The organism is Arthrobacter sp. AG258 (assembly GCF_004364695.1).
GTDB lineage: Bacteria > Actinomycetota > Actinomycetes > Actinomycetales > Micrococcaceae > Arthrobacter.
The window spans coordinates 168,790-193,789 of record NZ_SOBI01000009.1 but is presented as its reverse complement, the minus strand read 5'-3'; the positions used below and the strand labels follow the sequence as shown (position 1 = coordinate 193,789).

Annotated in this window: 23 protein-coding genes and 1 riboswitch; of the genes, 15 read left to right on the top strand and 8 right to left on the bottom strand. The window is 66.6% G+C overall.

The annotated features are described in order from the left end of the window. The first annotated feature begins 43 nt into the window (after positions 1-43). From DFO47_RS18210 to DFO47_RS18195, 4 genes are all read left to right on the top strand, one after another. Entirely contained in the window at positions 44-580 is a 537-nt protein-coding gene (locus DFO47_RS18210; protein ID WP_109863889.1) for a TetR/AcrR family transcriptional regulator, read from the top strand. Between the two features lie 109 nt (positions 581-689). Beyond that, a riboswitch (glycine riboswitch) is annotated at positions 690-786 on the top strand. Between the two features lie 189 nt (positions 787-975). Then, the gene (gene gcvP, locus DFO47_RS18205; RefSeq protein WP_133832536.1) at positions 976-3,855 is read left to right on the top strand and encodes an aminomethyl-transferring glycine dehydrogenase; all 2,880 of its coding nucleotides are present in this window, start codon (positions 976-978) and stop codon (positions 3,853-3,855) included. 71 nt (positions 3,856-3,926) lie between these two features. Further along, positions 3,927-5,075, top strand: a complete 1,149-nt coding sequence (gene gcvT, locus DFO47_RS18200) for a glycine cleavage system aminomethyltransferase GcvT (RefSeq protein WP_133832535.1) — start codon at positions 3,927-3,929, stop codon at positions 5,073-5,075. 70 nt (positions 5,076-5,145) lie between these two features. Next, positions 5,146-6,585, top strand: coding sequence for an L-serine ammonia-lyase (locus DFO47_RS18195; RefSeq protein WP_133832534.1), 1,440 nt, complete (start codon positions 5,146-5,148; stop codon positions 6,583-6,585). A gap of 37 nt (positions 6,586-6,622) precedes the next feature. Here the strand turns inward: DFO47_RS18195 and DFO47_RS18190 are convergent, their stop codons facing one another. Then, the gene (locus DFO47_RS18190) at positions 6,623-7,165 is read right to left on the bottom strand and encodes a TspO/MBR family protein (RefSeq protein WP_133832533.1); all 543 of its coding nucleotides are present in this window, start codon (positions 7,163-7,165) and stop codon (positions 6,623-6,625) included. Positions 7,166-7,286: 121 nt separating this feature from the next. Between DFO47_RS18190 and DFO47_RS18185 the strand changes: the two genes are divergently transcribed. The 3 genes from DFO47_RS18185 (at position 7,287) to DFO47_RS18175 (ending at position 11,387) form a co-directional block, all read left to right on the top strand. Further along, positions 7,287-8,420 carry a peptidoglycan bridge formation glycyltransferase FemA/FemB family protein gene (locus DFO47_RS18185; RefSeq protein WP_133832532.1) on the top strand — a complete coding sequence of 378 codons (1,134 nt, stop codon included), beginning with the start codon at positions 7,287-7,289 and terminating at the stop codon, positions 8,418-8,420. Positions 8,421-8,548: 128 nt separating this feature from the next. Next, on the top strand, positions 8,549-9,865 hold the full coding sequence (locus tag DFO47_RS18180) for a peptidoglycan bridge formation glycyltransferase FemA/FemB family protein (protein ID WP_133832531.1): 1,317 nt from the start codon (positions 8,549-8,551) through the stop codon (positions 9,863-9,865). Positions 9,866-9,899: 34 nt separating this feature from the next. Beyond that, entirely contained in the window at positions 9,900-11,387 is a 1,488-nt protein-coding gene (locus DFO47_RS18175; protein ID WP_018762129.1) for a threonine/serine exporter family protein, read from the top strand. On the opposite strand, the gene DFO47_RS18170 is transcribed toward DFO47_RS18175, so the two are convergent. Further along, on the bottom strand, positions 11,384-12,223 hold the full coding sequence (locus DFO47_RS18170) for a siderophore-interacting protein (RefSeq protein ID WP_018762130.1): 840 nt from the start codon (positions 12,221-12,223) through the stop codon (positions 11,384-11,386). The two genes, DFO47_RS18175 and DFO47_RS18170, sit on opposite strands and share 4 nt — an antisense overlap. Positions 12,224-12,232: 9 nt before the next feature. Further along, entirely contained in the window at positions 12,233-13,009 is a 777-nt protein-coding gene (locus DFO47_RS18165) for a uracil-DNA glycosylase (protein WP_133832530.1), read from the bottom strand. Between the two features lie 129 nt (positions 13,010-13,138). Between DFO47_RS18165 and DFO47_RS18160 the strand changes: the two genes are divergently transcribed. The 5 genes from DFO47_RS18160 (at position 13,139) to groL (ending at position 17,704) form a co-directional block, all read left to right on the top strand. Then, positions 13,139-13,468, top strand: a complete 330-nt coding sequence (locus tag DFO47_RS18160) for a DUF3263 domain-containing protein (RefSeq protein ID WP_018762132.1) — start codon at positions 13,139-13,141, stop codon at positions 13,466-13,468. 51 nt (positions 13,469-13,519) lie between these two features. Then, positions 13,520-14,152: a LytR C-terminal domain-containing protein gene (locus DFO47_RS18155; RefSeq protein WP_018762133.1), complete on the top strand. Its 633-nt coding sequence runs from the start codon at positions 13,520-13,522 to the stop codon at positions 14,150-14,152. Positions 14,153-14,314: 162 nt separating this feature from the next. Further along, positions 14,315-14,521, top strand: coding sequence for a cold-shock protein (locus DFO47_RS18150; protein ID WP_123059240.1), 207 nt, complete (start codon positions 14,315-14,317; stop codon positions 14,519-14,521). Further along, entirely contained in the window at positions 14,518-15,780 is a 1,263-nt protein-coding gene (locus DFO47_RS18145) for an ABC transporter substrate-binding protein (RefSeq protein WP_133832529.1), read from the top strand. Before DFO47_RS18150 ends, DFO47_RS18145 begins: the two co-directional genes overlap by 4 nt. Positions 15,781-16,069: 289 nt before the next feature. Then, positions 16,070-17,704: a chaperonin GroEL gene (gene groL, locus DFO47_RS18140; RefSeq protein ID WP_018762136.1), complete on the top strand. Its 1,635-nt coding sequence runs from the start codon at positions 16,070-16,072 to the stop codon at positions 17,702-17,704. 80 nt (positions 17,705-17,784) lie between these two features. Here groL and DFO47_RS18135 read toward each other — a convergent pair whose 3' ends face one another. Continuing rightward, positions 17,785-19,095, bottom strand: a complete 1,311-nt coding sequence (locus DFO47_RS18135) for a sugar ABC transporter substrate-binding protein (protein ID WP_133832528.1) — start codon at positions 19,093-19,095, stop codon at positions 17,785-17,787. Between the two features lie 273 nt (positions 19,096-19,368). Here DFO47_RS18135 and DFO47_RS18130 point away from each other — a divergent pair, with 273 nt between their 5' ends. Continuing rightward, complete coding sequence (locus DFO47_RS18130) at positions 19,369-20,484, top strand: ribonuclease HI family protein (RefSeq protein ID WP_133832527.1); 1,116 nt, start codon at positions 19,369-19,371, stop codon at positions 20,482-20,484. A 4-nt stretch (positions 20,485-20,488) separates the two neighbouring features. Here DFO47_RS18130 and DFO47_RS18125 read toward each other — a convergent pair whose 3' ends face one another. From DFO47_RS18125 to DFO47_RS18110, 4 genes are all read right to left on the bottom strand, one after another. Next, positions 20,489-20,776 (bottom strand): WXG100 family type VII secretion target, encoded by a 288-nt coding sequence (locus tag DFO47_RS18125; protein WP_018762139.1) that lies wholly within the window; start codon positions 20,774-20,776, stop codon positions 20,489-20,491. Between the two features lie 102 nt (positions 20,777-20,878). After that, positions 20,879-22,393, bottom strand: coding sequence for a HAMP domain-containing sensor histidine kinase (locus tag DFO47_RS18120; protein WP_026264691.1), 1,515 nt, complete (start codon positions 22,391-22,393; stop codon positions 20,879-20,881). A gap of 2 nt (positions 22,394-22,395) precedes the next feature. Beyond that, positions 22,396-23,106 (bottom strand): response regulator transcription factor, encoded by a 711-nt coding sequence (locus DFO47_RS18115; RefSeq protein WP_018762141.1) that lies wholly within the window; start codon positions 23,104-23,106, stop codon positions 22,396-22,398. Positions 23,107-23,179: 73 nt separating this feature from the next. Then, positions 23,180-23,680 carry a DUF427 domain-containing protein gene (locus tag DFO47_RS18110; protein ID WP_133832526.1) on the bottom strand — a complete coding sequence of 167 codons (501 nt, stop codon included), beginning with the start codon at positions 23,678-23,680 and terminating at the stop codon, positions 23,180-23,182. 166 nt (positions 23,681-23,846) lie between these two features. Here DFO47_RS18110 and DFO47_RS18105 point away from each other — a divergent pair, with 166 nt between their 5' ends. Together DFO47_RS18105 and DFO47_RS18100 are read left to right on the top strand one after the other, a co-directional pair. Then, complete coding sequence (locus DFO47_RS18105) at positions 23,847-24,104, top strand: hypothetical protein (protein ID WP_026264693.1); 258 nt, start codon at positions 23,847-23,849, stop codon at positions 24,102-24,104. A 5-nt stretch (positions 24,105-24,109) separates the two neighbouring features. Beyond that, positions 24,110-24,979 carry an FHA domain-containing protein gene (locus tag DFO47_RS18100; protein WP_109863863.1) on the top strand — a complete coding sequence of 290 codons (870 nt, stop codon included), beginning with the start codon at positions 24,110-24,112 and terminating at the stop codon, positions 24,977-24,979. Positions 24,980-25,000: the final 21 nt, after the last annotated feature.

Genomic DNA, 25,000 nt, shown 5'->3' with positions numbered 1-25,000 from the left:
GCCGTTTCCCTTTTCGACGCCGGCGGAAGGCATGATGGGAAGCATGCCCCGAAAGCCTGTAGCCCGTGATGCGGTCCTTGACGCCTTCGAAACCCTCTTGATCGACGTGGGGGAGCGGGCGGCCACGCTCGACGCGGTGGCCAAAAAGGCAGGCGTGTCCAAGGGGGGACTGCTGTACCACTTCCCCAACAAGGAAGCGCTCATCGAAGTGCTGCTGGACCGCCTGGACGGGCTGGCCAAAGAGGACGCCGACGCCATGGCCGCGGCCGCCGAGGGGGCGGCGGCCTACTTCATCCGCTCCTCCGTCTGGGCGGACACTCCGCTGGACCGGGCCATCGTTGCCGCCACCAGGCTGGCGGAAGTGGCGCACCAGGAAACGCGGCGCCGTTTCGCGGCCATCCAGCAGCGGTGGCTGGACGAGATCGCGGCCGACGTGGGGCCGGGGCTGGCCAAAGCGGTCTTGTATATGGGGGACGGGCTGTATTTCAACGCCATGTTGTCCGTGGGTCCGGCGCCGCAAGGGGGAGCGGCGGCTGACGTGGAGGAACTCCTGGCGGCCCTTGAGCGGCTTCGCAGGTAGCCTCCGCCATTTGCCGGGAAGGGTTGCGGCATAGGACAATGGAATGTTGTGAGGGCTGTCACCGGCCCGCATGATCCAGCACATGGCTGGTTTACAAGTGAATAGCCTTTGATCTGCGGCGGGAGAGTTCTGCCGGTGTACAGGCAGGCGCCGTAGGAGCAAATCCTCCCCAGGAATCTCGCAGGCCCCCGTACCGCCGCGGCGAGGCGCCTCTGGAAAGCAGCAGGCGGTTCCCATGACCCCCAATCGGGGATTCGGAGCCGGTGTGCTCACCGACGGTGCAAGCGGGTCCTGCCAGGCAGGCACCGCGGAAACTCTCAGGTCCAATACAGAGCGGGGAGGAACCCGAATCGCTGTGGCGTACCCTGCGCCGCCTGAGTAAATGGAGTTCCTTCGTGCCGGTTAGCCCAGCCTCCACCACTTTCGTCGACCGCCATATCGGTGCGCGCCGCCAGGCCGACGTCGATACCATGCTCAAAGCCGTTGGCTACGACACTGTCGACTCACTGGTTGACACCGCCGTCCCCAAGGTCATCCGTCAGGAATCTGCCCTTCGTCTGCAGGACGCCCTCAGCGAGGTTGAAGTCCTCACGGAACTGCGGAAGCTTGCCGCCAAGAACAAGACGGCAGTCCAGATGATCGGCCAGGGCTACTACGACACCGTGACGCCGCCGGTGATCCGCCGCAACATCCTGGAATCCCCGGCCTGGTACACCGCCTACACCCCGTACCAGCCGGAAATCTCGCAGGGCCGGCTCGAGGCACTGCTGAACTTCCAGACCATGGTGCAGGACCTGGTGGGACTGCCCATCGCCAACGCCTCGCTGCTGGATGAAGCCACCGCCGTGGCCGAGGCCGTGCTCCTGATGCGCCGCGCCAACAAGTCCGCGGCAGCGAAGGACGGCAAGACGGTCCTGGACATCGACGTTCTTCCGCAGACCATCGCCATCGTGCAGGGTCGCGCCGAGGCGCTGGGCTTCGAGGTGGAGGTCGCGGACCTGTCCAAGGGCCTGCCGGAGGGTGCCATCAATGGCGTCGTGCTGCAGCAGCCCGGCGCCTCCGGCCGGGTGTGGGACCAGTCCGCCGTCATTACCGCTGCCAAGGACCGCGGCGCGCTGGTTACGGTGGCTGCGGACCTGCTGGCCCTGACACTGATCACACCTCCGGGCGAGCAGGGCGCGGACATTGCCGTTGGCTCGGCCCAGCGCTTTGGTGTGCCGTTGTTCTTTGGGGGGCCGCACGCCGCCTACATGGCTGTCCGCAAGGGCCTGGAACGTTCCCTGCCCGGCCGCCTGGTTGGGGTGTCCAAGGACGACGCCGGCGTTCCCGCTTACCGCCTGGCTTTGCAGACCCGCGAGCAGCACATCCGCCGCGAGAAGGCCACGTCCAACATCTGCACCGCCCAGGCGCTGCTGGCCATCGTTGCGTCCATGTACGCGGTGTACCACGGCCCGGACGGGCTGAAGGCGATCGCGGAAACGACGCATGGCCACGCCCGTACCCTCGCCGCGGCGCTCAAGGCCGCCGGCCTGGATGTCCTGCACACTTCCTTCTTCGACACCCTGACGGTCCGTGTTGCCGGCCGTGCGTCAGCAGTGATTTCCGACGCCGAGGCCCGCGGCATCAACCTGCGGCCCATCGACGCCGACACCGTAGGCATCTCCCTCGACGAAACCACGACGCCGGCCATCGTCGCGCAGGTCGCCGACGTCTTCGGCGCCCCGGTTGCCGAGGGACACAGCGAGGGCCAGGGCTTTGGGCTGGAGGCCGGCGTCGAGCGTTCCTCGGCCTACCTGCAGCATCCGGTGTTCAACACGCACCGGTCTGAAACCCAGCTGCTGCGTTACATCCGGAAGCTCTCGGACCGTGACCTGGCGCTGGACCGCACCATGATCCCGTTGGGTTCGTGCACGATGAAGTTGAACGCGACGGCTGAGATGGAGGCCATTTCCTGGCCGGAGTTCGCCTCGATCCACCCGTTCGCCCCGGACTCCCAGACCGAAGGCTGGCGCGAACTCATCGCCGGCCTGGAAGCGGACCTCGCCGAGATCACCGGGTATGACCAGGTGTCCATCCAGCCCAACGCCGGCTCGCAGGGCGAACTCGCCGGGCTGCTCGCGATCCGCGGCTACCACCACTCCCGCGGCGAGCAGCAGCGCACCGTCTGCCTGATCCCAGCCTCGGCGCACGGCACCAACGCCGCCTCCGCCGTCCTCGCGGGCATGAAGGTGGTCGTGGTTGCCACGGCTGCCGACGGCACCATCGACCACGACGACCTGACGGCCAAGATCGAGGCCAACAAGGACGTCCTCTCGGCCATCATGATCACCTACCCCTCCACCCACGGCGTGTTCGATGGGGATGTCCGCGAAGTCTGTGACGCTGTGCATGCTGCCGGCGGCCAGGTCTACATCGACGGGGCCAACCTGAACGCACTGGTGGGGCTGGCCCAGCCGGGCCGGTTCGGCGGGGACGTCTCGCACCTGAACCTGCATAAGACCTTCTGCATCCCGCACGGCGGCGGGGGACCCGGCGTCGGGCCCGTTGCCGCCAAGGCGCACCTGGCACCGTTCATGCCGGGCGATGCGAACAAGGCCGCGCACGAGCCCGGGCACGGGGTGGCGATTTCGGCGTCCAGGTTCGGTTCGGCCGGTGTGCTGCCGATTTCCTGGGCGTACGTGAAGCTCATGGGCGGGCAGGGCCTGACCGAGGCCACCAAGTCCGCGCTGCTGGCCGCGAACTATGTCGCGTCCCGCCTGAACGAGTACTTCCCGGTCCTCTACACCGGCGAAGGCGGGCTGGTGGCGCACGAGTGCATCCTGGACCTGCGCGAACTCACCGCGAAGACCGGAGTCACGGCCGAGGACGTGGCCAAGCGGCTGATCGACTTCGGGTTCCACGCCCCCACCCTGTCCTTCCCCGTCGCGGGCACGCTGATGGTGGAGCCCACCGAGTCCGAGGACCTGGCCGAGATCGACCGCTTCATCGAGGCCATGATCACCATCCGCAAGGAAATTGACCAGGTGGCCAACGGCGACTTCGCCGTCACCGACTCACCGCTGCGGCACGCACCCCACACGGCCGCCGCCGTCGTCTCCTCTGACTGGGACCGCGCCTACCCGCGGGAGCAGGCAGCGTTCCCGGCCCACCACAAGCAGGACAAGTACTTCCCGCCCGTCGGCCGGATCGACGGCGCCGCCGGCGACCGCAACCTCATCTGCTCCTGCCCGCCCCTCGAAGCGTTCGAGGACAGCACAGCCGGGTTCGAGAACTAGACCGCTCCGGTGGTTGAGCCGGCCGGCACCCGGTTTCGACCAGCTCAACCACCGCTCCCAAAGGACTTTCAATGACTGAGAAGTACACCGCGCTCTACGACGAGCATAAAAAGCTCGGCGCCTCCTTCACGGACTTTGGCGGCTGGCAGATGCCGCTGAAGTACAGCTCCGAACTGGCCGAACACCACGCGGTCCGCAAGGCCGCCGGGCTGTTCGACCTCTCCCACATGGGAGAAGTTTGGGTGACCGGCCCCGAGGCCGCCGCGTTCCTGGACTACGCCCTGGCGGGCAAGATCTCCGCCATGGCCGTGGGCAAGGCAAAGTACTCGCTGATCTGCAACGCCGATGGCGGCATCATCGACGACCTCATCACCTACCGCCGGCCGGCAGCGCCGGACGGCACCGACGTCTTCCTGGTGGTCCCCAACGCAGGAAACGCAGACACCGTCGCGGCAGCATTGCAGGAACGTGCCGCCCGGTTCGACGTGAAGGTGGAGGACGCCTCAGCCCGCACGTCACTGATCGCCGTCCAAGGCCCGGCAGCAGAATCGATCCTGCTGCGGCTGGTTCCGGCAGCCCGGCATTCCCTGGTGACAGGGCTGAAGTACTACGCCGCCGTCGAGGTCCCCTTCCTGGTGGGCGGTGCGGGCCTGGACCTGCTGCTGGCCCGGACCGGGTACACCGGCGAGGACGGCTTCGAGATCTTCGTGGACAACGGGGACGCCCCGGGCCTCTGGCAGGCGCTGATCGCCATTGCCGACGAGGGCCAGCTCACCCCCGCAGGGCTCGCGTCCCGCGACTCCCTCCGCCTCGAAGCGGGAATGCCGCTCTACGGCAACGAACTCTCGCTGGACGGCGACCCGTTCGCCGCCGGCCTGGGCGCCGTCGTCGCGCTGTCCAAGGAAGGCGACTTTGTCGGGAAGGCCGCGCTGGCAGCCAAGAAGGAAGCCGGTGCAGGCAGCACCTCCGGCCGCCGCCTCGTGGGGCTCAAGGGCCGGGGACGCCGGGCCGGCCGCGCGCACTACCCGGTCCTGAAAGACGGCGCCACCGTCGGTGAGGTCACCTCCGGCCAGCCTTCGCCCACTCTGGGCTACCCCATCGCCATGGCCTACGTCGACGTGGAGCATTCGGCGCCGGGAACTTCCCTCGAAGTCGACCTTCGCGGTAAGGCCGAACCCTTCGAAGTCGTCGGCCTCCCGTTCTACAAGCGCCAAAAATAGCGCCGGACAGCCGGGAGTTTCGCTTGTCGAAACCCCGCCCCACCACCCGTTTTAGTTAGGAACCAATCGCATGGCTGTTGGCGTTTTTGATCTGTTTTCGATCGGGATCGGGCCTTCGTCGTCTCATACTGTGGGGCCGATGCGGGCTGCTGCCGTTTTTGCGGAGGAACTCAAGGCCTCGGGGGTGCTGGCTCACGTGGCGTCGTTGCGGGTGGATTTGTATGGCTCGTTGGCGGCCACCGGTCATGGGCACGGGACGATGACCGCGATCCTGCTGGGCTTGGAGGGGTTTCATCCGGAGTTGATCCTCCCGGCGGAGGTGGAGGAGCGGCTGGCCGGCATTGCCGGGACCGGGACCTTGAACCTCGCCGGCGCCGTCCCGCTGCCCTATGGGGTGAAGGACATGGTGTTGCGGCCGTTAACCGTCCTGCCGCGGCACACGAACGGGATGACGTTCACCGTCACGGACGTTGACGGTGCCGTGGTGCATACCGCGACCTTCTTCTCGGTCGGTGGCGGGTTCATCGTCCGGGAGGGTGAGGAAGACGCGGCCCGGCAGGAACTGGAGGAGTCCAAGAAGGAGCTTCCGCTGCCGTTCCGGACCGCCGCGGAACTGCTGGAGCACTGCGCAGCGACCGGGCTGGGAATCGCTGATGTGATGCTGGTGAACGAAAAAGCCTCCCGCGGGGAGGAGGAGATCCGGGCCGGGTTGCTGCACATCTGGTCCGTGATGGAAGCCTGCGTGGCGGCCTCGTTGAAGCGTGAGGGGGTGTTGCCGGGCGGCTTGAAGGTCCGCCGCCGCGCCCCTGACTGGTTTGAGCGGTTGAAGAAGGAATGCGCCGACGGGCAGGACACGGACCAGGACGCCGCGTGGGACGCGGGCCCGTTCGATCCCCGGTATTGGCAGGAGTGGGTTAACTTGGTGGCGTTGGCCGTGAACGAGGAAAACGCGTCCGGCGGCCGGGTGGTCACCGCCCCGACGAACGGGGCAGCCGGGATCATCCCTGCGGTGTTGTTCTACGCCCTGCACTTCGCTCCCGGCATGGACAAAGCCACCGGCGCTGACCGCGATGACGTCGTGGTCAAATTCCTGCTCGCCGCCGCCGCCGTGGGAGTCCTTTACAAGGAACAAGCCTCGATTTCCGGGGCCGAGGTCGGCTGCCAGGGCGAGGTGGGGTCCGCGTCCTCGATGGCCGCCGCTGGCCTGGCCGAGGTCATGGGGGGCACCCCGGCGCAGGTGGAGAACGCCGCTGAGATCGCAATGGAACACAACCTGGGCCTGACCTGCGACCCGATCGGCGGGCTGGTGCAGGTGCCCTGCATCGAACGGAACGCGATCGCTGCCGCGAAAGCGATCAACGCCGCGAAAATGGCGCTCTGGGGCGACGGGACCCACCGGGTCTCCCTGGACGAAGTCATCATCACCATGCGCGAAACCGGCAAGGACATGTCCCACAAATACAAGGAAACCGCCATGGGCGGCCTCGCCGTCAACGTCGTCGAATGCTGACCACAGGCGCCTCTTCCCGGAACCCGGCGCCCACTCCCTAGTTGTAGGCGGCGGCCCACCAGTTCAAGGAGGCGGCAAACACCAGCCAGGAAATGTACGGCAGCAGGAGTAACCCGGCGGTCCGGCTGATGGGACCAAAATAGAGAACGGTGACTCCGACGGCGGCAATGAGGGCCAGGATGATGCCAAGCCCAAACCACAGTGCAACGGTTCCAAAAACGGGGTAGAGGGCAAAGAACGCGGGGGTCCAGGCAAGGTTAAGGAGCAACTGGATCCCGTAGGCGGCGAGGGCGCTCCGGGTCCGCTCCGTCCGTTTGCGCCACACCAGCCAGCCGGCAACAGCCATCGCCGTGTAGAGGATTCCCCACACCGGGCCAAACACGCCGTTGGGCGGAGACCATGGCGCCTTGTCCGCCGTTGCATACCAGCCGTTGACGTTGCTGGCCGACGCCAATCCGCCCAGCGCCGCCACCAGCAAGGACGCCATCAGGAAGGCGGCGAGCCCGGCGATTTGGATCCCGGCGCCGTAGGGCCGTCCGCGCTCCGCGGAAGTGCTGCTCTGGTCCCGGTCCGGCCTCATCCTCCAACCCTTGCGGACCCGGGGCAGCCCCGTCAAGGCGCCGCCCCGTGGACGGCCGGCGCCATGCCAGGCATCGCCGGGAGAAAGGCTCCAGCGGCTGAGGCTTTAGACTTGATGCTGCATGTCCGCACGCATCCAGACCCACCGAAACCGCGCACAAACCCGATTGGACACGGCCCCCTTGCGAGAATTCACCGCACGTTTTGCCACAGCCGAGGAAATTGAGAACTGGGACAAGCACGTCACGGCCAACCCCAACGGCGGCAACATGCTGCAGTCCGCCGCCTACGCATCGGTCAAGAACGGGTCCGGCTGGAAAGTCCGCTTCCTTGTCCTGGAAGCCCCGGGAAACTCCAGTTACAACCTGGTCCTGGAAAAGTCATTTCCGGTCCTGGGTCGGCTCTGGTATCTCATCAAAGGCCCTGACGTTGCCGCCGCCGCGGACCTGAAAGCCGCCCTCGAAGCCTGCGCGGCCTTTGCCCGCAGCCGGAAACTGAACGTCTTTACCATCAAGGTGGAACCGGACATCATCGACACCGCCGAGGCGCACCGGGACATCCAGGCCGCGGGCCTTGTCAAAGCCCCCAATATCCAGTCCAACGACTCCACCGCGCTGCTGGACATTTCCGGCAGCAGCGAGGACGTGTTCAAAGCGATCTCCTCGCGCGCCCGGAACGCCATCCGGCGCGCCGAACGCGAAGGCTGCCAGGTGGTACGGCAGGAACAAGGCCCGGAAACCTACCGCGCCCTCTACGACCTGATGGCAGACACCGTCAACGCCAAGGGCTCCATGCCCCTGCGCAGCTACGACTACTACGCCAAGTTCTGGGACGAATTCTGCAACCGTGGCCAAGGCAACTTCTTCTTCGTCTATGAGGATGGAAGGCCCAGCGTCGGAGCCTTCGTGATCAACTACGGTGCCAAGGCAACCTACAAGGACGGCGGGTCCACCCAAAACCGCAAGCAGTACGGCGACTCGCATTTGGTGCAGTGGGAAGCCATCCGCCGCATGCAGGAACTCGGCTGCACCGAATACGACTTTTGCGGCACCCCGCCTGCGGCCCGGATCAAGGACAAAACCCACAACCTGTACGGGATGGGAATGTTCAAGACCAGCTTCACCAAGACCGTCACCGACTTTGTGGGCTGCTACGACTACGTCCTTTCCCCGCTGCGCCACAAGCTCTGGACCAGTGGCGGCGAAAAGGTGCTCCGCCGGATTGAAACCGCCCGGACCGGCCAGCAGTTCTACTGACCGGCATCCCGTGGGATGCATCCACCGCAGCCCACGGCCGGACCGTACGTCCCGTGCAGCCCGCCCCGAACACCGTCCGCCCAGCGCGTGCCCACCAGGCCGCGAAGAGTCCCGAAGAAGGTCACCCCTTGAATCCTGTTTCCGCCGCTACCGGACTTGAATATGCCACGCTCAGCGACGCCGAGTTTGAGGCCTTCGCCGTAAAGCACCCGCAAAACAGCTTCCTGCAGTCCATCGACTTTGCCCGTTTCCAGCGCGCCCGGGGCCAGCAGGTGGAACTCTTCGGCGTCCGGCGCGGCGGCGAACTCGTCGCCGCCGGCAAGCTCAACTACTCGACCACCAGGCTTGGCTACACCATCTGCGAATGCGCCAAGGGCCCCCTCATGGACTACGAGGACCGCAACCTGGTGAGTGGCGTCGTTGAACTCCTCCGCAAGCAGGCCGCCGGCCGCAAAGCCGCTGAACTGCGGATCTCCCCGAACATCAGGTACATCGCACGGGACGCCGACGGCGCCGAGCACCCGGACGTCGAGGACAACCGTCCGCTCGTGGCGGACCTGGAGCGGCTCGGGTTCCGGCACCAGGGCCTGGACATGAACTTCGTTAACGTGAACTGGATGTTCATCAAGAGCCTCGTGGGAATCCAGGACGCCGAAGAACTCATCATGGGCACCAGTTACCGGACCCGGAAGGCCATCCGCAAGGCCGAAAAGAACGGCGTCTTCCTGGAACAGGCCACGCTGGAAACCCTGGACGACTTCTACGGGGCGTTGAGCCGGGCCGGGGACGAAAAGGGATTCACCTACCGCGAGCGCGCCTACTACGAGCACCTGCTCAGGACCACCTCGGCGGAATTCACCAAGCTCATGATGGCCAAGATCGACATCCCCGCGTACCGGAAATCCATCACCGAGCGCCTGGCAGCTGAGTCTGCCACCGCCGCGGAGCTCCGGCGTGAAGTGGAAGAAACGGGCAGCAAGAAGAAAGCCAACCGGCTCAAAGTGGTCCAGGACCTCGTGGACAGCTACGAGCGGAGCCTCAAGGACATCGAGAGGTTCCCGGATTCGGTCGGGACCGCCACCGTGGCAGCCATCCACTTCGTCTGCTACGGCGATGAGGTGGTGTGCGTGATCGGCGGCACCGTCCAGGACTACATCTACTTCAACGGCGCCACCTCACTGTACTGGGGCATGATGCTGCACGCCCTGGAGAAGGAATACCCGCGGTACAACTTCTACGGCACGTTCGGCATCTCCGGACAGGACGAGGAGGGGCACGGCGGCTACGAATTCAAGAAGGGATTCGGCGGCGAAGTGGTCCAGCTGGTGGGCGACTTCACCATGCCCGTACGGCCCGCGGTCTTCCATGCCAACCGGCTGGCCAGATCAGCCGCCGCCGCTGCCCGTACCCTGCTTGGCAAGCTGCCGCTGAAGCGCGCAGCCTGACCGTCCACACACCGCGCAGAGGGAGGAACCGGGCATGACCGACCGGCACGAACGGCCAGGGTCCAGGCCGAAGACTGACGGCCTGCCCAAGACTGAGCCGCTGACCCCTGCCCAGATGCGGCAGGACGCAGCCGCCCGGAGGATGCTGCGGCGCCTGGTGCAGGGCGAGAACCCGCCCACCGCCCCCTTGAGCATCGTGGACCGCCTGGCGGGCAGCCCCTACGCCAACCCCACCATCCAGGTGGGCGGTGTGGACACATCGGCCCGCAAGACCCTGGACTTCGCGCTCCACCTGGCAGAGACCATGTTCCGCTATGGGGCGGGCGCCCTGGAGGTGGAGACCAGCATCATCGCCGTTACGGCCGCCCTGGGCCTGAAGAACATCGAGGTGGACATCACCAACCAGTCCGTGGGCATCAATTACGCCCCCAAGGACCAGACGCCCATCGCCCTGCTGCGCGTGGTGCGGTCCTGGACCAACAACTACGCCGGCCTTGCCAAGGTCCACCAGCTGGTCACGGACATCGTGGCGGGCGGCGTGGGCCGCGAGGAAGCCATCCGCAGGCTCAACGAGGCCATCACCAGTCCCAAACCGTATCCGCGCTGGATGGTCACCGCCGCATTCGGTGTCTTCGCCGCCGTGTTCGTCGGTGTGCTGGGCGGCGGCGTGGTGTCCTCGGCCATCGCGTTCGTAGCCAACATCGGGATCAGCCTGCTGGCCCGGCAACTGGGCCGCTGGCGGGTCCCGGACTTCTTCACCACGGCCAGCTGCTCGTTCGTCGTCACCATCCTTGCCTTGCTGCTCTGGCAGTTCGGCCTCACCGCGTCACCGTCGATCGTGGTGGTGGGCGGCATCCTGCTGCTGCTGCCCACCGGACGGCTGGTCTCGTCCGTACAGGACGCCATCAACGGCTTCCCGGTCACCGCCGCGGGCCGGTTCCTGTCAACCCTGCTGACCTTCGGTGCGATCGTGGCCGGCATTGCCGTGGCCTTCGTGGTGGGGGAGCTGACAGGGTTGCAGCGGATCGACGTCACGCAGACCTTCCCGCCCGCCTACGATCTGTGGGTCCTTATCCTGTTCGTGGCCGCTGCGGTGATGGCCATCGGCATCACCGAGCAGACCACCTGGCAGCTCCTGCTGCCAACGGCGGGAGTGGGCGTGGCAGGCTACCTGGTGCTGCTCGGCGGCGGCCTGCTGGGGATCGGGGACCGCTTCGCCCCGGCGCTGGCGGCCGTTGTCATCGGCCTCCTGGCACGTGTGGTGGCACTGCGGATGGGCGCGCCGCAGCTGGTGGTGGCTGTGCCCGCGGCGCTGATCCTGCTGCCAGGGCTCACCATCTTCCGGTCCATGTATGTGCTCACGGTCGAGGAATCGGAAATCCTGAACGGCGCGGGCGGCATGCTCAGCGCCGGCGCCATCGTGCTGGGAACAGCCGGCGGGATCGTCCTGGGCGACGTGCTGGCCAGGCCCCTGACCCGCAGCCTGGCGAGCAACGAGCGCCGCCGCGCCCGGCGGCGCTAGATTTGCCCTACCGGCAACTTCTTCTCTGCCTGGAACACGTCTTCCACGCGGCCCTGCGCCCAGTACCCGGACAATGACACCTGGCGCCGCTCCAGGCCGCGCTGCTTGAAGAAGACCTCGCGCAGGGACTTCATGTAGCCCCGCTCGCCGTGGGCAAAGACATCCACGGTGCCGGCAGGCCACTCCGCGCCCGCCACGGCATCCACCAGCAACGTGCTCGAGCCCGCCGGGACTTCGCCGCGGACCAGCCACCGGACCTCGAGTCCGGCCGGAGCGTTCAGGGGCTGGATGTCGGCCTCGGCCCCGACTTCCAGGAAGGCCAGCCCCACTGCGGTGGGAGGAAGTGCCTCGATGGACGCGGCAATGGCCGGCAGGGCGGCCTCATCACCGGCGAACAGATACCAGTCAGCCTCGGGATTGGGGTTGTACGCACCGCCCGGGCCGGTAAAGGTGAGCGTCTCGCCGGGCCGGGCGTTGGCCGCCCACGGACCGGCCAGGCCTTCGTCGCCATGGACCACGAAGTCGATGGCGAGCTCCTTGGCCCCGGGATCCACCCAGCGGAGCGTGTAGGTGCGGGTATACGGCCACTGCTCGCGCGGCATGGTTTCCCGGACCGTCCACAGATCCAGGGGGGAGGGATAGTCCACGCCGGGCTGTGGGAACACGATCTTTACATAACGGTCCACGAATGCGTTGTTGACGAAGTCCCTGAATCCGTCCCCACCTGCGATGACCCGGACCATGTGCGGGGACAACTGCTCTTTGCGCAGTACCGTCAGGTTGACCTGGGGGCGGTTGTTTTTCGTAGCGCTGGTGGCGGCGGGGACAGTGCTCATCAGGCAAGCCTAAGCCAGGGGCACCGGCGGGAGCTCCCAGGTTACGTCCGGCGCACCCTGTTCCCGCAGCAGCTCGTTCACACGGCTGAATGGCCGGGAACCAAAGAAGCCGCGCGAGGCGGATAACGGACTGGGGTGCGCGCTGGCGACGACGGGCGCACCGGCAAGGAGGGGCCTTACCCCCTCCGCCTCCTTGCCCCACAAGACGGCTACCAGGGGCGTCCTGGACCCGTCCGCGGCCCGACGTCCGGCCACTGCCGTGACTGCCGCCGTCGTAATGTCCTCCCAGCCCTTGCCGCGGTGGGAGCCGGCGGACCCCGCTCGGACGGTGAGCACCCGGTTCAGGAGCAGGACTCCCTGATCCGCCCAGGCGGACAGGTCGCCGTGGACGCGCGGGGAAATGCCCAGGTCGGATTCGAGTTCACGGTAGATGTTCGCCAGGCTGCGGGGGAGCGGGCGCGTGCGCGCGTCCACGGAAAAGGAAAGGCCGACGGCGTGCCCCGGCGTGGGGTAGGGGTCCTGCCCCACAATCAGGACTTTCACGCCGGCGAGCGGCTGGCGGAACGCGCGCAGGACGTTCGACGGCGGCGGGAGGACCTGGTGCCCGGCCGCCTCTTCGCCGGCAAGGAAGTCCAGCACCGACCGCAGCTTCGCTTCGACGCCCTGCAGCGCCGCCGCCCAGTCAGGCGCCATGAGCTCCGCCAGGGGCAACTTGGCCAGGTCGCTGAAGCGGGTGGCGTCCGCCGGGTCCTGCTGCAGGTCGAACAACGCATCCGATTCAAACATCGGTCCATTCTTGCAGCAGGAGCCCGCCGGTCGGGAAAGTGCGTCGACGGCCGGGCCGAATGACACTCCTGTGATTCGCCCGCTAGCATGGGGGTAAGACATTTACCGTAACCAGCGAAGGAGTGTGCCGTGGCGGAACCGGCCCGGGAACACCTGCCGGAGCAGGATCCACGGAATTCCCTGCTGGCGGATTTTCTGCTCCGTGACTCCTCCCTCACCGAGCGCGAACAGCAGATGCTGGCGCTGGAGCGGCAGTGGTGGAAGTACGCGGGGGCCAAGGAACAGGCCATCCGGGAGCTGTTCGACCTCTCCGCAACCCATTACTACCAGCTCCTCAATGCCCTGATCGACCGCGAGGATGCCCTGGCCCACGATCCCATGCTGGTCAAGAGATTGCGTAGACTACGTACGTCGCGCCACCGTGCACGCACCGCCCGCCGCCTGGGATCCGACGCTTAGCACGCCCCAGGCCGGGACCCTGGCAGCAATCAACAAGGATGTCCTTCCACCATGACCAAATACGCCCGCGATGAATTCGACAAGGTCCCCGAGGCCGCGTCGCGACAAGGTGTCCACCGGACGGCCTCGGCCCCGTCCCGGGTGCGGCTGTGGCCCATCCTCGCCGTGGGCGTCGCGGCGCTGGCGATCGGGCTGGTGTCTTTCCTGATCCTCCCCAAGCTGGGGTTCAACGCCACGGCAACCGAGGCCTCTGCCAGTGTGGAATCCACCGCGTTGGCGGGTACCGGATCCACCCCGTCCACCACGCAGGCAACCACGCCCCCGGCCGCTTCAGAACCTTCGGCCACCGCCGGGCCGTCCCCAAGCGGCAGCCCGGAGCCGACGCAGTCGGCCACCCAGCAGGCCGTCGTCGACCGGACGCAGGCAGTGGCCGTCTACAACGCGGCCGGTACCGCCGGGCTGGCCAGCCGCATTGGCGGAACAGTCCAGGCTGACGGCTGGAAGCTCGGACAGGTAGGCAACTGGTCCGGCGCACCGCAGAAATCCTCCGTGATCTACTACGCCGGTCCCCAGCAACTGGCCAGTGCCCAGGAGCTCGCCGCACTGTTGAACATCCCCACGGTCGTCAGCAGCACCGAGTTCCAGGTGCCGCTCGTGGTGGTCCTGGGCCCCGGGTACCGGTAACCGGCCGGCCTCAGTTACGCCTGCATAACGTTCCCGGCCCGGGGCCTGCCGCAGCCTGCGGCCCGTGGCGGCCTTTGGCTAGAGTGATTCCAGGCCACGGCCCGCGGGGCTGCACGCAACAGCACCGGCCCACCCGGCCGCAACGGAAAAGAGTTGGTCACCATGGCACTGGGAACCGTCAAATGGTTCAACGCTGAAAAAGGCTACGGCTTCATCACCGTTGACGGCTCCAGTGATGACATCTTTGTCCATTGGTCTGCGATCCGGGGCGAAGGCTACCGGGCCCTTGAGGAAGGACAACGGGTGCAGCTGGAGGTCGGCGAGGGCGACAAGGGCCCGCAGGCGGAAAACGTCCGGCCCGCCGAGTGAAGCCGAAGCACCGTCCCGCCGTCCGCACTGCCCTGGCCGTTTCCCTGGCAGCCGTTCTCGGCGCCACAGCCTGCTCCGGGACAGGCGGAAACGCCCGGGTGGAATCCGCCGAGGCATCCGGCGACGGCGTCCTCCGGGTGGGCCTGGTCCTGGACAACACCGGCGGCAACGCTTTCCTGAACCAGCCACAGCTCGCCGCCGCCAAGCTGGCCGTCCAGGACATCAACGCAGCCGGGGGACACAAGGGCCGTCCCGTCGAACTGCTGCCCGCACACCTGGAACAGGACACCGCCGGGCAGGCAAAAGCCCTGCTCGCCGCCAAGGCGGACGTGGTCATCGGACCCACCGACTCCAGCCATGCGGAGGCAGCCGTAGGCGTCCTGTCCGGCGCGCACATACCGCTCATCTCCCCGGCCAACACCGCTGCCGGCCTGACCGGAATGGCCAGCGGCGGCTACTACTTCCGCACCGCGGCGGCCGACGTCGCGCAAGGGCCTGTGTTGGCCAAACTCGCCAAGGACGCCGGGGCTGCCACCGTCAGCGTGCTGTACCAGGAAGGCACCTACGGCAAGGACCTGCAGGCCGCCGTCACGGAAGCGGCAAAGCAGTCCGGGCTTACCGTCCTTCCCGGTGCCGGCTTCACGACCGGGGACGCCGCGGCGGCAAGCTCCATCGCCAAAGCCAAGCCGGACGCCGTCGTCCTGATAGCCCGTGAGGGCGCCCAAGGCGCACTGGCCGCGCTGAACGGTACCGGCGTTGGCGGTTCACGCATCGTCATGAGCGACGGCGCTTTCGCCCGCTACGGCTCAGGCCTCGGTTCCAAGGTCTTGGATGGCGCCCGCGCGGTGGTACCGGGACAGCTGCCTTCCGCCGCCTTCCAGCAAAAACTCCTGGCGGTGGACCCGTCGCTGAAGGACGTCTCCTACGCTGCCGAGACCTACGACGCCGTGACCCTGGCCGCGCTGGCAGCGGCCCGCGCGCAGGACGACGCCGGCCGCTCGATCGCCGCCAACCTGATCCCGGTATCGGGCGGAACAGCGGCACCAGGCGCCGGAACGGCCGCTGCGCCGTGCGTGACCTACAAGGCGTGCCTGGGCGGTTTGGCTGCCGGCCCGGACATCAATTACGACGGCGAGTCGGGCCCCATTGCCTTCGACGCGAACGGGGATATCACCGTGGCGTCCTTCTCCGTCTTTACATACGGGCCGGACGACCTGCCCACTCCGAGCGGCCGGGAGACAGCCGGACATCAGGGCTGATCGCCCTCGGCGAAGCGACCGCCGCCAGCAGCCCCTCCGGTGTCTTTTCGCTTGCACTCTCACCGGGGGAGTGCTAATTATGGAGTTAGCACTCTGACGTACCGACTGCTAAGCAACGCCCGGTTCCGGCCGGCCGCGCAAGGCACCGGTCGAAGAGCGAAAGAAACACCTCACTTCAGTGAGATCCCCAGGCGGAGGCATACAGAGGCCGCTGTCGAAGGATCGTCCGTCGCGGGCACTGCAGCGAAGGTTCATTCTTAACGACTGTCCCGAAAGGACTACTGCCGTTATGGCCAAGATCATTGCATTTGATGAAGAGGCACGCCGCGGCCTTGAGCGTGGCCTGAACACCCTCGCCGACGCCGTTAAGGTCACCCTCGGCCCGCGTGGACGCAACGTCGTCCTCGAAAAGAAGTGGGGCGCCCCCACGATCACCAACGATGGTGTTTCCATCGCCAAGGAGATCGAGCTGGACGACCCCTACGAGAAGATCGGCGCAGAGCTGGTCAAGGAAGTTGCCAAGAAGACGGACGACGTCGCCGGCGACGGTACCACGACTGCGACGGTGCTGGCCCAGGCGCTGGTCAAGGAAGGCCTGCGCAACGTTGCCGCCGGAGCCGACCCGCTGTCCCTCAAGCGCGGCATCGAGAAGGCCGTTGAAGCCGTCACCCGCGAACTCCTGGCCTCCGCCAAGGAAATCGAAACCAAGGAAGAGATCGCGGCCACCGCCTCCATCTCCGCCGGTGACGACGAAATTGGTGCCCTCATCGCCGAAGCCCTGGACAAGGTCGGCAAGGAAGGCGTCATCACGGTCGAGGAGTCCAACACCTTCGGCCTGGAGCTTGAACTCACCGAAGGCATGCGCTTCGACAAGGGCTACATCTCCGCCTACTTCGTCACCGACGCCGAGCGCCAGGAAACGGTCCTCGAGGATCCGTACATCCTGATCGTCAACTCCAAGATCTCCAACGTCAAGGAACTGGTTGCTGTCCTCGAAAAGGTCATGCAGTCCAACAAGCCGCTGCTGATCATCGCCGAAGACATCGAGGGCGAGGCCCTGGCCACCCTGATCGTCAACAAGATCCGTGGCACCTTCAAGTCCGTTGCCGTCAAGGCCCCGGGCTTCGGCGACCGCCGCAAGGCACAGCTGGCAGACATCGCCGTCCTCACCGGCGGCCAGGTCATTTCCGAGGAAGTCGGCCTTAAGCTCGAGACCGCAGGCCTCGAACTGCTGGGCCAGGCCCGCAAGGTTGTTGTCACCAAGGACGAGACCACCATCGTCGAGGGTGCAGGCGACGCCGACCAGATCGCCGGCCGCGTATCCCAGATCCGCGCCGAGATCGAGAACTCGGACTCCGACTACGACCGCGAGAAGCTGCAGGAACGCCTGGCCAAGCTGGCCGGCGGCGTTGCAGTCATCAAGGCCGGTGCCGCCACCGAGGTTGAGCTCAAGGAACGCAAGCACCGCATCGAGGACGCCGTCCGCAACGCCAAGGCTGCGGTTGAAGAAGGCATCGTCGCCGGTGGCGGTGTTGCCCTCATCCAGGCCGGTGCCAAGGCATTTGCCAACCTGCAGCTCTCCGGCGACGAAGCAACGGGCGCCAACATCGTCCGCGTTGCCATTGACGCCCCGCTGAAGCAGATTGCCTTCAACGCCGGCCTCGAGCCCGGCGTGGTTGTCGACAAGGTCCGCGGCCTGCCCGCAGGCCACGGCCTGAACGCAGCCACCGGCGAGTACGTCGACCTGCTGGCAGCCGGCGTGAATGATCCGGTCAAGGTCACCCGCTCTGCCCTGCAGAACGCAGCGTCCATCGCCGGCCTGTTCCTCACCACCGAAGCCGTAGTGGCAGACAAGCCCGAGAAGGCTTCTGCTCCCGCCGGTGGAGACGACATGGGCGGCATGGGCGGCATGGGCGGCTTCTAAGCCCACTGCCGGGACCTGTCCCGCTGACACGAAATGCGGCCCCCTCCTTGGGAGGGGGCCGCATTTTTATGTTCCAAAGGCTACTTCCTGGCGGAAGCCAGCATCCCTTCGACTTCCTTCTTGAAGGCGTCCGCGGCTGCCTGCGGTGTCAGGCGGTCGTACAGTACTTCATCCGTGTAGCGCTTGATGACGTTCTGGACGCTTCCCGCACCCACCGGCGGGACCGGCGGGGCGCCCTTGACGTCCGGTGCTATGTCCTTGAGGAAGCCCACCACCGTGGTGTCGGCCGGCTTGAGCGAGGGAGTAATGCCCGCGACGATCGCACTGTTGGTGGGCACACCGCGGTCCGTCATCAGGATGCCGCCGGCCTCCGGACTGTTCGTGAGGTAGTCAATGAATTCAGCCGCCTGCTGCGGGTGCTTGGACCGGGACGAAGCCGACCAGAACATGGTGGGCTTGTAGTACATCCCGTTGCCGGCCGATGCGCCGCTGATGCTCGGGGCCCGCAGCATCTTGATGCTGCTGCCCGTGGTGGACTCCAGGGAGCCCAGCTGGTTGGTCCACCACCAGGCCATGGCCACCCGGTTGGTGCCGAACAGGCTCTCCTCCAGCCCCGCGCCGGCGTCCTCGGTGGCGACGGTGGCAGGGGGACTGGCCTTTGAGTCCCGCTGGTCCTTGAGCCGTGCCCAGAAGGACGCGGCGGTGGCCGTCTCGAAACCGAGCCCGCCGTCACCCGTGTACAGGTCCTGTCCGTGCTGGCGCAGCCAGATGATCAGGTCTGCTTCGTTGCTGCCGTAGGCGGCGCCGTAGCTCTTCCCGCCACCAGCGGCGCTGATCTTGGCTGCGGTGTCCGTGAAGTCTTTCCACGTCCACGTCCTGTCGTCCGGCAGCGGAATGCCTGCAGCGTCGAACACCTTGGTGTTGGCCATGATGACGTAGGCATTCTGGCCGGTGCTGAGACCATACTGGGCGCCACCGTACTGGCCGGAGGCCAAGGCCTCCTTGTCCAGCTTCGAGGTGTCGATGCCGCTTTGCTTCGACAGGTCCATAAGCGCCCCGCGCCCGCCGTATTCGGCAATGTACTTCTGGTCCATCTGGATGACGTCCGGTGCATCATTGGCAGCTGTCTTCGTGGCCAGTTTGTCCCAGTAGCTGGCCCATTCTCCCGGCTCCGCCTTGATCTTGATATTCGGGTGCGATGCTTCAAACGCGGCGATGACCTTCTGGGTCTGTGCGTTCAGGTACTCGTTGCCCCACCATGCGAACCGCAGGGTCACCTGCCCGTTGTCCCCGGAACTGCCGGGAGCTCCGCAGCCTGTCGCCAGCAGGGAAAAGGCCAAGGCGGCGGCGCCGAGCTGGAAACTGCGCCGGCTGAAGACTGGACTCGTCATTGATGTTCCTTTCGTATTTTGTCGCCGCTGGGTCGATCCCACGTCGTTGCGGGAGCCCGACTCTGCGGGAAAGCGCTTTCTCAGTGTGATTCTGCGATTGTTTCGTGAGCGGAAGGGTTGCGTCAAGAGTTTCGGTAAACGTTTTCTGGGATGGCTTTCGGGCCGGCTGCCCCGGCGCTTGCGGGACCAGCACTTCGTACGGCGTACCGCCGGGCGGCCTTTGAGCCGCTGAGGCGGCGGCCCATTGTCGTTGGCTTCTGGCAGGATGGACCGGTGACGATTACTGCAGCGGCTGACGGTTCGGCCTTGGGAAACCCGGGGCCGGCCGGCTGGGCCTGGTACGTGGATGACAACTGTTGGCGGGCCGGCGGCTGGCCCCACGGCACCAATAACCAAGGGGAGCTGATGGCTGTCCTGGATCTCCTGCGGGCCACCGCGCATCTTCCGGGGGAGGACCTTCGCATCCTCTGTGACAGCCAGTACGTCATCAACTCCATTACCAAATGGATGCCCGGGTGGAAGCGCAAGGGATGGCGCAAAGCTGACGGGAAGCCGGTCCTGAACGTTGAACTGCTGAAGGAACTGGACCGCGAACTGGCAGGCCGGACGTATACCTTCGAATGGGTCAAGGGCCATGCCGGCCACAGCCTGAACGAGGCCGCCGATGAACGCGCCCGGGCCGCGGCAACCGCCTACCAGCAGGGCGTGGCCGCCCGGTCTGGTCCGGGATTTCCGGGGGCGCACCATCCGGGCGCCTCCGGGCACAGCTTTGAGGCGCAGCCTCAGGCCGGCAGTGGCCTCCAGCCGGCCACCCTCGACATCCCCGCCCCTGCGCCCGCCCGCCCGGCCGCCGCCGGCCGCCCGGAGGCAGGCCCAACCCGTGCGGACAGCCGCCCGGCAGCGGCCGGCCAAAAAGGTCCTGCAGCGGGAAACGGCAAACAGCGGGCCATGCCCCAGCCGGTATCGGCTTATGACGAGCTTGACCTGTTCAGCGAATTGGACACGGAAGCCCAGGAGGATGCGGAGGCAGCGCAGCAGGCCGGTGCGGTCGCGCCCGAGGCCCTGGTGGAGCAACTCGAACGTGAACTGCTGGGCCCGCTGGTGCGCGGCGACATTGGCCGGACAGCAGTCCTCCTCCACCCGGACTTCATGGAAATCGGCAGCTCGGGAAGGGTGTGGACCCGGGACGCCATGATGATGGCCCTCGAAGAGGACCCCGGAGAAAGGACCGACATCGAGGTTCTGGGCGCTGAGCGCATTGGCCCCGGTGCTGTCCTGCTGACGTATCGGAGCTTTGCCCGCGCCGGCACCACACTGCGAAGCTCGTTGTGGGTCCTCGACGGCGAACGGTGGCGGCTGCGGTTCCATCAAGGAACCCCGGAAGCCTGACCTGTCAGCTGAACCGCTGCGCGTTGCCCTGCTCGGCCTGGGCATACGTGGCCGCGGCGGAGGCCAGGGCCGCGTTGATGGAGGCCAGCGACGCTTCCACCCGGCCCTGGGTGATGGTCCACTCGGTGACCAGCGCCTGGAAGTTGCTGGCCGCCGCACCGCGCCACGAGCCTTGCAGCTCGTCCAGGCCACGCTTCATGGCCTGGACGTCAGCGCTGATCCTGTCCACGGTTGACTGTACGTTCGCGGACTTCAGCTGCAGTAGCTCGGTGTCGACGGAAATGATGCTCATGGCTATGCCTTTCGGTACGGCGGGAGGCGCCTCCGGCCCGGCGGTTCCGGGCTGATGAGACGAGCCTAGGAAGCCGCGCGGGGCGGAGTCATGGCCTGAGCTCTATATGTGGATAACCGAGCTGCCGCTGCCCGCGCCACGCTGGGCGGCGCCGCCCTCCGCCGCTTCCTCCGCACCCGCTGCGTCATCCGCGGGTGCTTCGTCACGGTGCGGCAGGCTGACCACCAGCGTGGCCCCGCCGCCGTCGGTCTTCTCCACCCGCACTGAACCGCCGTGCGAACCCACGATGGCGGCCACGATGGCCAGGCCCAGGCCGCTGCCGCCCGTCTCCCGGGTGCGGGACGTATCGGCACGGTAGAACCGTTCAAAAACCTTGGCCGCGTCCTCTTCCGAAATGCCGGGCCCGTGGTCCCGTACCTCGATGATGGAACGGGCCTCACCGTTAGTGCTGCGGACTCCCACGGCCAGTTCGATGGGGCTGCCGTCCGGGGTGTAGCGCAGCGCGTTGCCCACGAGGTTGCCCACCACTTGGCGCAGCTTGGCCTCGTCCCCAAGCACCGGGGCAGGCGTGGCCGGGCCGCCGTTGAGGCCGGCCAGCGAGATGGTCCTGGAGCGGTCGCTGGCCTGGGTGTCCACCACGGCGTCGTGGGCGATCAGCTGCAGGTCCACGGGCTTTTGCTGCAACGGCCGCTGCTCGTCCAGGCGGGCCAGCAGGAGCAGGTCCTCGACCATGGAACCCATGCGCTTGGCTTCGCTTTCGATCCGGCCCATCGCGGTGGCCACGTCCTCGTCCGTGGACAGGGCGCCATGGCGGTAAAGCTCGGAGAAACCGCGGATGGTCACCAGCGGTGTGCGGAGTTCATGGGAGGCGTCCGCGGCGAAGCGGCGCATCCTGGCCTCGGACGCGGTCCGGGCCGCAAATGCGGTCTCAATGTGGGCCAGCATGGCGTTCAGTGAGCTGCTCAGCCGGCCCAGCTCGGTGGCAGGATTCTCCACCTCAACGCGGCGGGAGAGGTCACCGGCGGCGATGGCTGCGGCGGTCTTCTCCACCCGTGCCAGCGGCCGGAACGCGCGCGATACTGTCCAGCTCGCGATGAGGGAGGCCAGCAGCAGCGTTAGCAGGCCCACCCCGGTCACCACCAGGGTGGCGTGCTTGAGGACGTCGTCCACGCTCGCCAGGGGCAGCCCGATGACCACCACGGCAGTTGTTTGGCCGTTTTGGACGGTCACCGCCACCACGCGCCAGCTTTGCCCGTCCGTCCCGCGGACCTGGAACGGGGCAAGTTGCCGGGCCTGGGCCTGCTCGACAGTGATGGACGAGATGTCCGGATGGTCGTCGGGGTCGCCGCCGAACGTGTACGGCTGCTCGCCGGGGGCGAAGAGCATCAGCGAATAGTCGGTGGGAATGGGGCTGGGCGCCTGCAACTGCGTGAACGAGCGCTGTTGCCGGGCAGAGTCGACGGCGGCGTTAAGTTTGTCGTCCACCTGGCCCTGGAGGTAGCTGTGCAGCAACGTGAGGGTGACGGCGCCGGTGACCGTCAGGGCCACGATGAGCAGGGCCATGATCATGGCCACCAGCTGCGACCTGAGCGAGGCCGACTTCCACCGCTTCAACAAGGTCAGCGCTTTTCAGCCGTCCGCAGCACATAGCCCACGCCGCGCTTGGTCTGGATCAGGGCCGGGGCTTCGGGATCGATGTCCACCTTCCGCCGGAGGTAGGAAATGTAGGACTCCACGATGGAGGCATCGCCGTTGAAGTTGTACTCCCACACGTGGTCCAGAATCTGGGACTTGGACAGGACCCGGTTGGGGTTGAGCATGAGGTAGCGCAGCAGCTTGAACTCGGTGGGGGAAAGTTCAATGACCGTGCCGCCGCGGCGGACCTCGTGGGCGTCGTCGTCGAGCTCAAGGTCGTCAACCCGGATGATCGCGTCGTCATCCAGCAGGGGCTGGGTCCGGCGCAGCACCGCGCGGATCCTGGCCACCACCTCATCGAGGCTGAACGGCTTGGTGACGTAGTCGTCGCCGCCAACGGTCAGGCCGGTCACCTTGTCTTCCGTGTCGTCCTTCGCTGTCAGGAAAAGGACAGGGAAGTGCTTTCCGGCGGCGCGCAGGCGGCGCGTAACGGTGAACCCGTCCATATCCGGGAGCATGACGTCCAATACGGCCAGGTCAGGCGCCTGGGTGTCCGCGGCGGCGAGCGCGTCGCGCCCGTTGGCTGCGGAGACAACTTCAAAGCCTGCGAACCGGAGGGACGTGGAGAGAAGCTCACGGATGTTGGGTTCGTCATCGACGACGAGCAGCCTGGCTTCGGGACCGTTCTTGTTCATGCTCCCATCATGCTCCCAGTCTCTGGGAGTTGTCTGGATATTCGTTGTGAGCATGATGGTGGTGCGCTTGTGTTCACCAGCCCATCGTTCCCGGCTCCCCTTTGAAGGGGCCTACGATCCGCTGGGTGATCCAGCCGCCGTAAAAGCGGCCTGGCTGCGGAAGCACGCGTTCACCGTCCACCTCGCAGTAATCCATCCTGCCCGCGTAGACGGCCACCCGGCCTGCCAGGGCCTCGAATCCGGACGACGGTTCCGGATAGGACCAGGCGGCCCCCTCGGCTTCCTCCCCGCCGCCGCGCACGGTCAGGTACTCGGCGGACCCCTTGAACTCACAAAAACTGCTGCCTGCCGCCGGTTCCAGCGAGCCAGGCACGAACGCCGACCGCGGCAGGTAGTAGACCGGCGGATGGCTGGTCTCGAGGACGCGCAGCGACTCGGTGGTGTCGGCGATCAGTTCACCGCCCAGGAAGATCCTGATGTGTTCGGTATTGCGTTCGATCCGGGGCGGGCGGGGGTAGTCCCAGACCGATTCCTGGCCTGGCCCGGGGACGGCGGGAATGATGCGTATGCTCATACATCCAGTGTCCCCCGGATCCGTGGCGTGCGGCACACTCCGGCGGGAACCGAAATCAGGGTGAGAACGTTCAGCGCCCGATCTCTTCCGCCGTCAGGGGCTCGGGAATACAGTGTTGATTCCAGGGTTCCATCGCTCCTGACCCATGTGAAGGGGATTGACCATCATGACTGATCTGAGCGCATCTGAAAACACCACATCCACGGACCGCAGCATCCGCGACTGGGCTGACCTGGCGGAGGAAATGTGGTCGTATCTCACCGGCAAGGGTGCTGCCATCAACTACCAGTTCGTGGACATGACCATCGAGGTGCCCCGCGACATTGGTCCTGACGCGCCGCGGGCCACCTGGAAGCTCAACGGCAGCCTGCGGGTCACCACCAGCGACAAGGATGCCGCCGGATCCGATCTGAACCGCGGCTGACAGACATGGCTGAGTACCGGTTGGATGTGGACCTTGACTTCTCCTTCTCGGACGAGTCCGGGGCGGTCACCCGGGGAAGCGCCAAGGCCGCCGGCACGGAGCTGACGGTATCACTCGCGGACCTGGCCCCGTTGTCGGGAGGCGGGCTCCCGTCCCTGGACGAAGTGAAGCCCCTGGCCGAGGTACTGGCCAGGAAAGGCATCAGTGTCCACATCTCCGGTCCGCAGGGCAACCTCATCAGCCTGGGAGCCGTGGAGAGTCCTGCATCGCAGCGGCTCGTCACCAGGTCCCCGCATATCAAGCTCGGGAAACTCGGAACCCTCCTGCCGCTCCTCCGGCAGGGACGGCGCCGGCCAAACGGCATTCCCCTTCTTCCGCCGGCGACGCCGTTGCCACTGCTCCCCACGGTGCGGCGGCGTATTCCCCGCCGCATCACCACCACCCACTACACGCGGGGGAGCGGCCGGCCACGGCTCATCTTTGTCCAGGACGCAACCACCTGGACCGGCCAGATCCCGCGTGAAGTGGCGTTGGCGGGCGAGGTCACCACGATCGGCAGCAGCCCGGAGTCCGATATCAGGCTTGAGGGCTTGGAGGGGCTGCACGCAGAGATCAGGCACGACGAGCAGGATGAGTATGTCCTGGTGCCGCATGGCCCCGTCAGCGGAAGCGTTGCCACCTCCGGTCCTTCCCTGCTCAGGACCGGCGCCCGGATGCAGATGGGCCAATGGTGCCTTGCGTTCTTCCGGGAAGAATTCGCAGACCACGGCCGCCCTTACGGCGGCCGCAGCGGCGGCGAACTGGCCTACGAGCGTCCGCAGTTCGATCCGCGCACTGGAACCATGGAACGCGACAGCTCCTACGGCGTGAGCTGACGGTGTGGAAGCTGCCGGACC

Excerpts from the sequence above, each read along its gene's own strand:
- DFO47_RS18175 (WP_018762129.1), top strand. The coding sequence starts at position 9,900 with ATGACCGACCGGCACGAACGGCCAGGGTCCAGGCCGAAGACTGACGGC.
- DFO47_RS18170 (WP_018762130.1), bottom strand. The coding sequence starts at position 12,223 with ATGAGCACTGTCCCCGCCGCCACCAGCGCTACGAAAAACAACCGCCCC.
- DFO47_RS18105 (WP_026264693.1), top strand. The coding sequence starts at position 23,847 with ATGACTGATCTGAGCGCATCTGAAAACACCACATCCACGGACCGCAGC.
- DFO47_RS18135 (WP_133832528.1), bottom strand. The coding sequence starts at position 19,095 with ATGACGAGTCCAGTCTTCAGCCGGCGCAGTTTCCAGCTCGGCGCCGCC.
- groL (WP_018762136.1), top strand. The coding sequence starts at position 16,070 with ATGGCCAAGATCATTGCATTTGATGAAGAGGCACGCCGCGGCCTTGAG.
- DFO47_RS18185 (WP_133832532.1), top strand. The coding sequence starts at position 7,287 with ATGTCCGCACGCATCCAGACCCACCGAAACCGCGCACAAACCCGATTG.
- DFO47_RS18155 (WP_018762133.1), top strand. The coding sequence starts at position 13,520 with ATGACCAAATACGCCCGCGATGAATTCGACAAGGTCCCCGAGGCCGCG.
- DFO47_RS18195 (WP_133832534.1), top strand. The coding sequence starts at position 5,146 with ATGGCTGTTGGCGTTTTTGATCTGTTTTCGATCGGGATCGGGCCTTCG.
- DFO47_RS18210 (WP_109863889.1), top strand. The coding sequence starts at position 44 with ATGCCCCGAAAGCCTGTAGCCCGTGATGCGGTCCTTGACGCCTTCGAA.
- DFO47_RS18125 (WP_018762139.1), bottom strand. The coding sequence starts at position 20,776 with ATGAGCATCATTTCCGTCGACACCGAGCTACTGCAGCTGAAGTCCGCG.
- DFO47_RS18100 (WP_109863863.1), top strand. The coding sequence starts at position 24,110 with ATGGCTGAGTACCGGTTGGATGTGGACCTTGACTTCTCCTTCTCGGAC.
- DFO47_RS18190 (WP_133832533.1), bottom strand. The coding sequence starts at position 7,165 with ATGAGGCCGGACCGGGACCAGAGCAGCACTTCCGCGGAGCGCGGACGG.
- DFO47_RS18165 (WP_133832530.1), bottom strand. The coding sequence starts at position 13,009 with ATGTTTGAATCGGATGCGTTGTTCGACCTGCAGCAGGACCCGGCGGAC.
- DFO47_RS18150 (WP_123059240.1), top strand. The coding sequence starts at position 14,315 with ATGGCACTGGGAACCGTCAAATGGTTCAACGCTGAAAAAGGCTACGGC.
- gcvT (WP_133832535.1), top strand. The coding sequence starts at position 3,927 with ATGACTGAGAAGTACACCGCGCTCTACGACGAGCATAAAAAGCTCGGC.
- DFO47_RS18110 (WP_133832526.1), bottom strand. The coding sequence starts at position 23,680 with ATGAGCATACGCATCATTCCCGCCGTCCCCGGGCCAGGCCAGGAATCG.
- DFO47_RS18115 (WP_018762141.1), bottom strand. The coding sequence starts at position 23,106 with ATGAACAAGAACGGTCCCGAAGCCAGGCTGCTCGTCGTCGATGACGAA.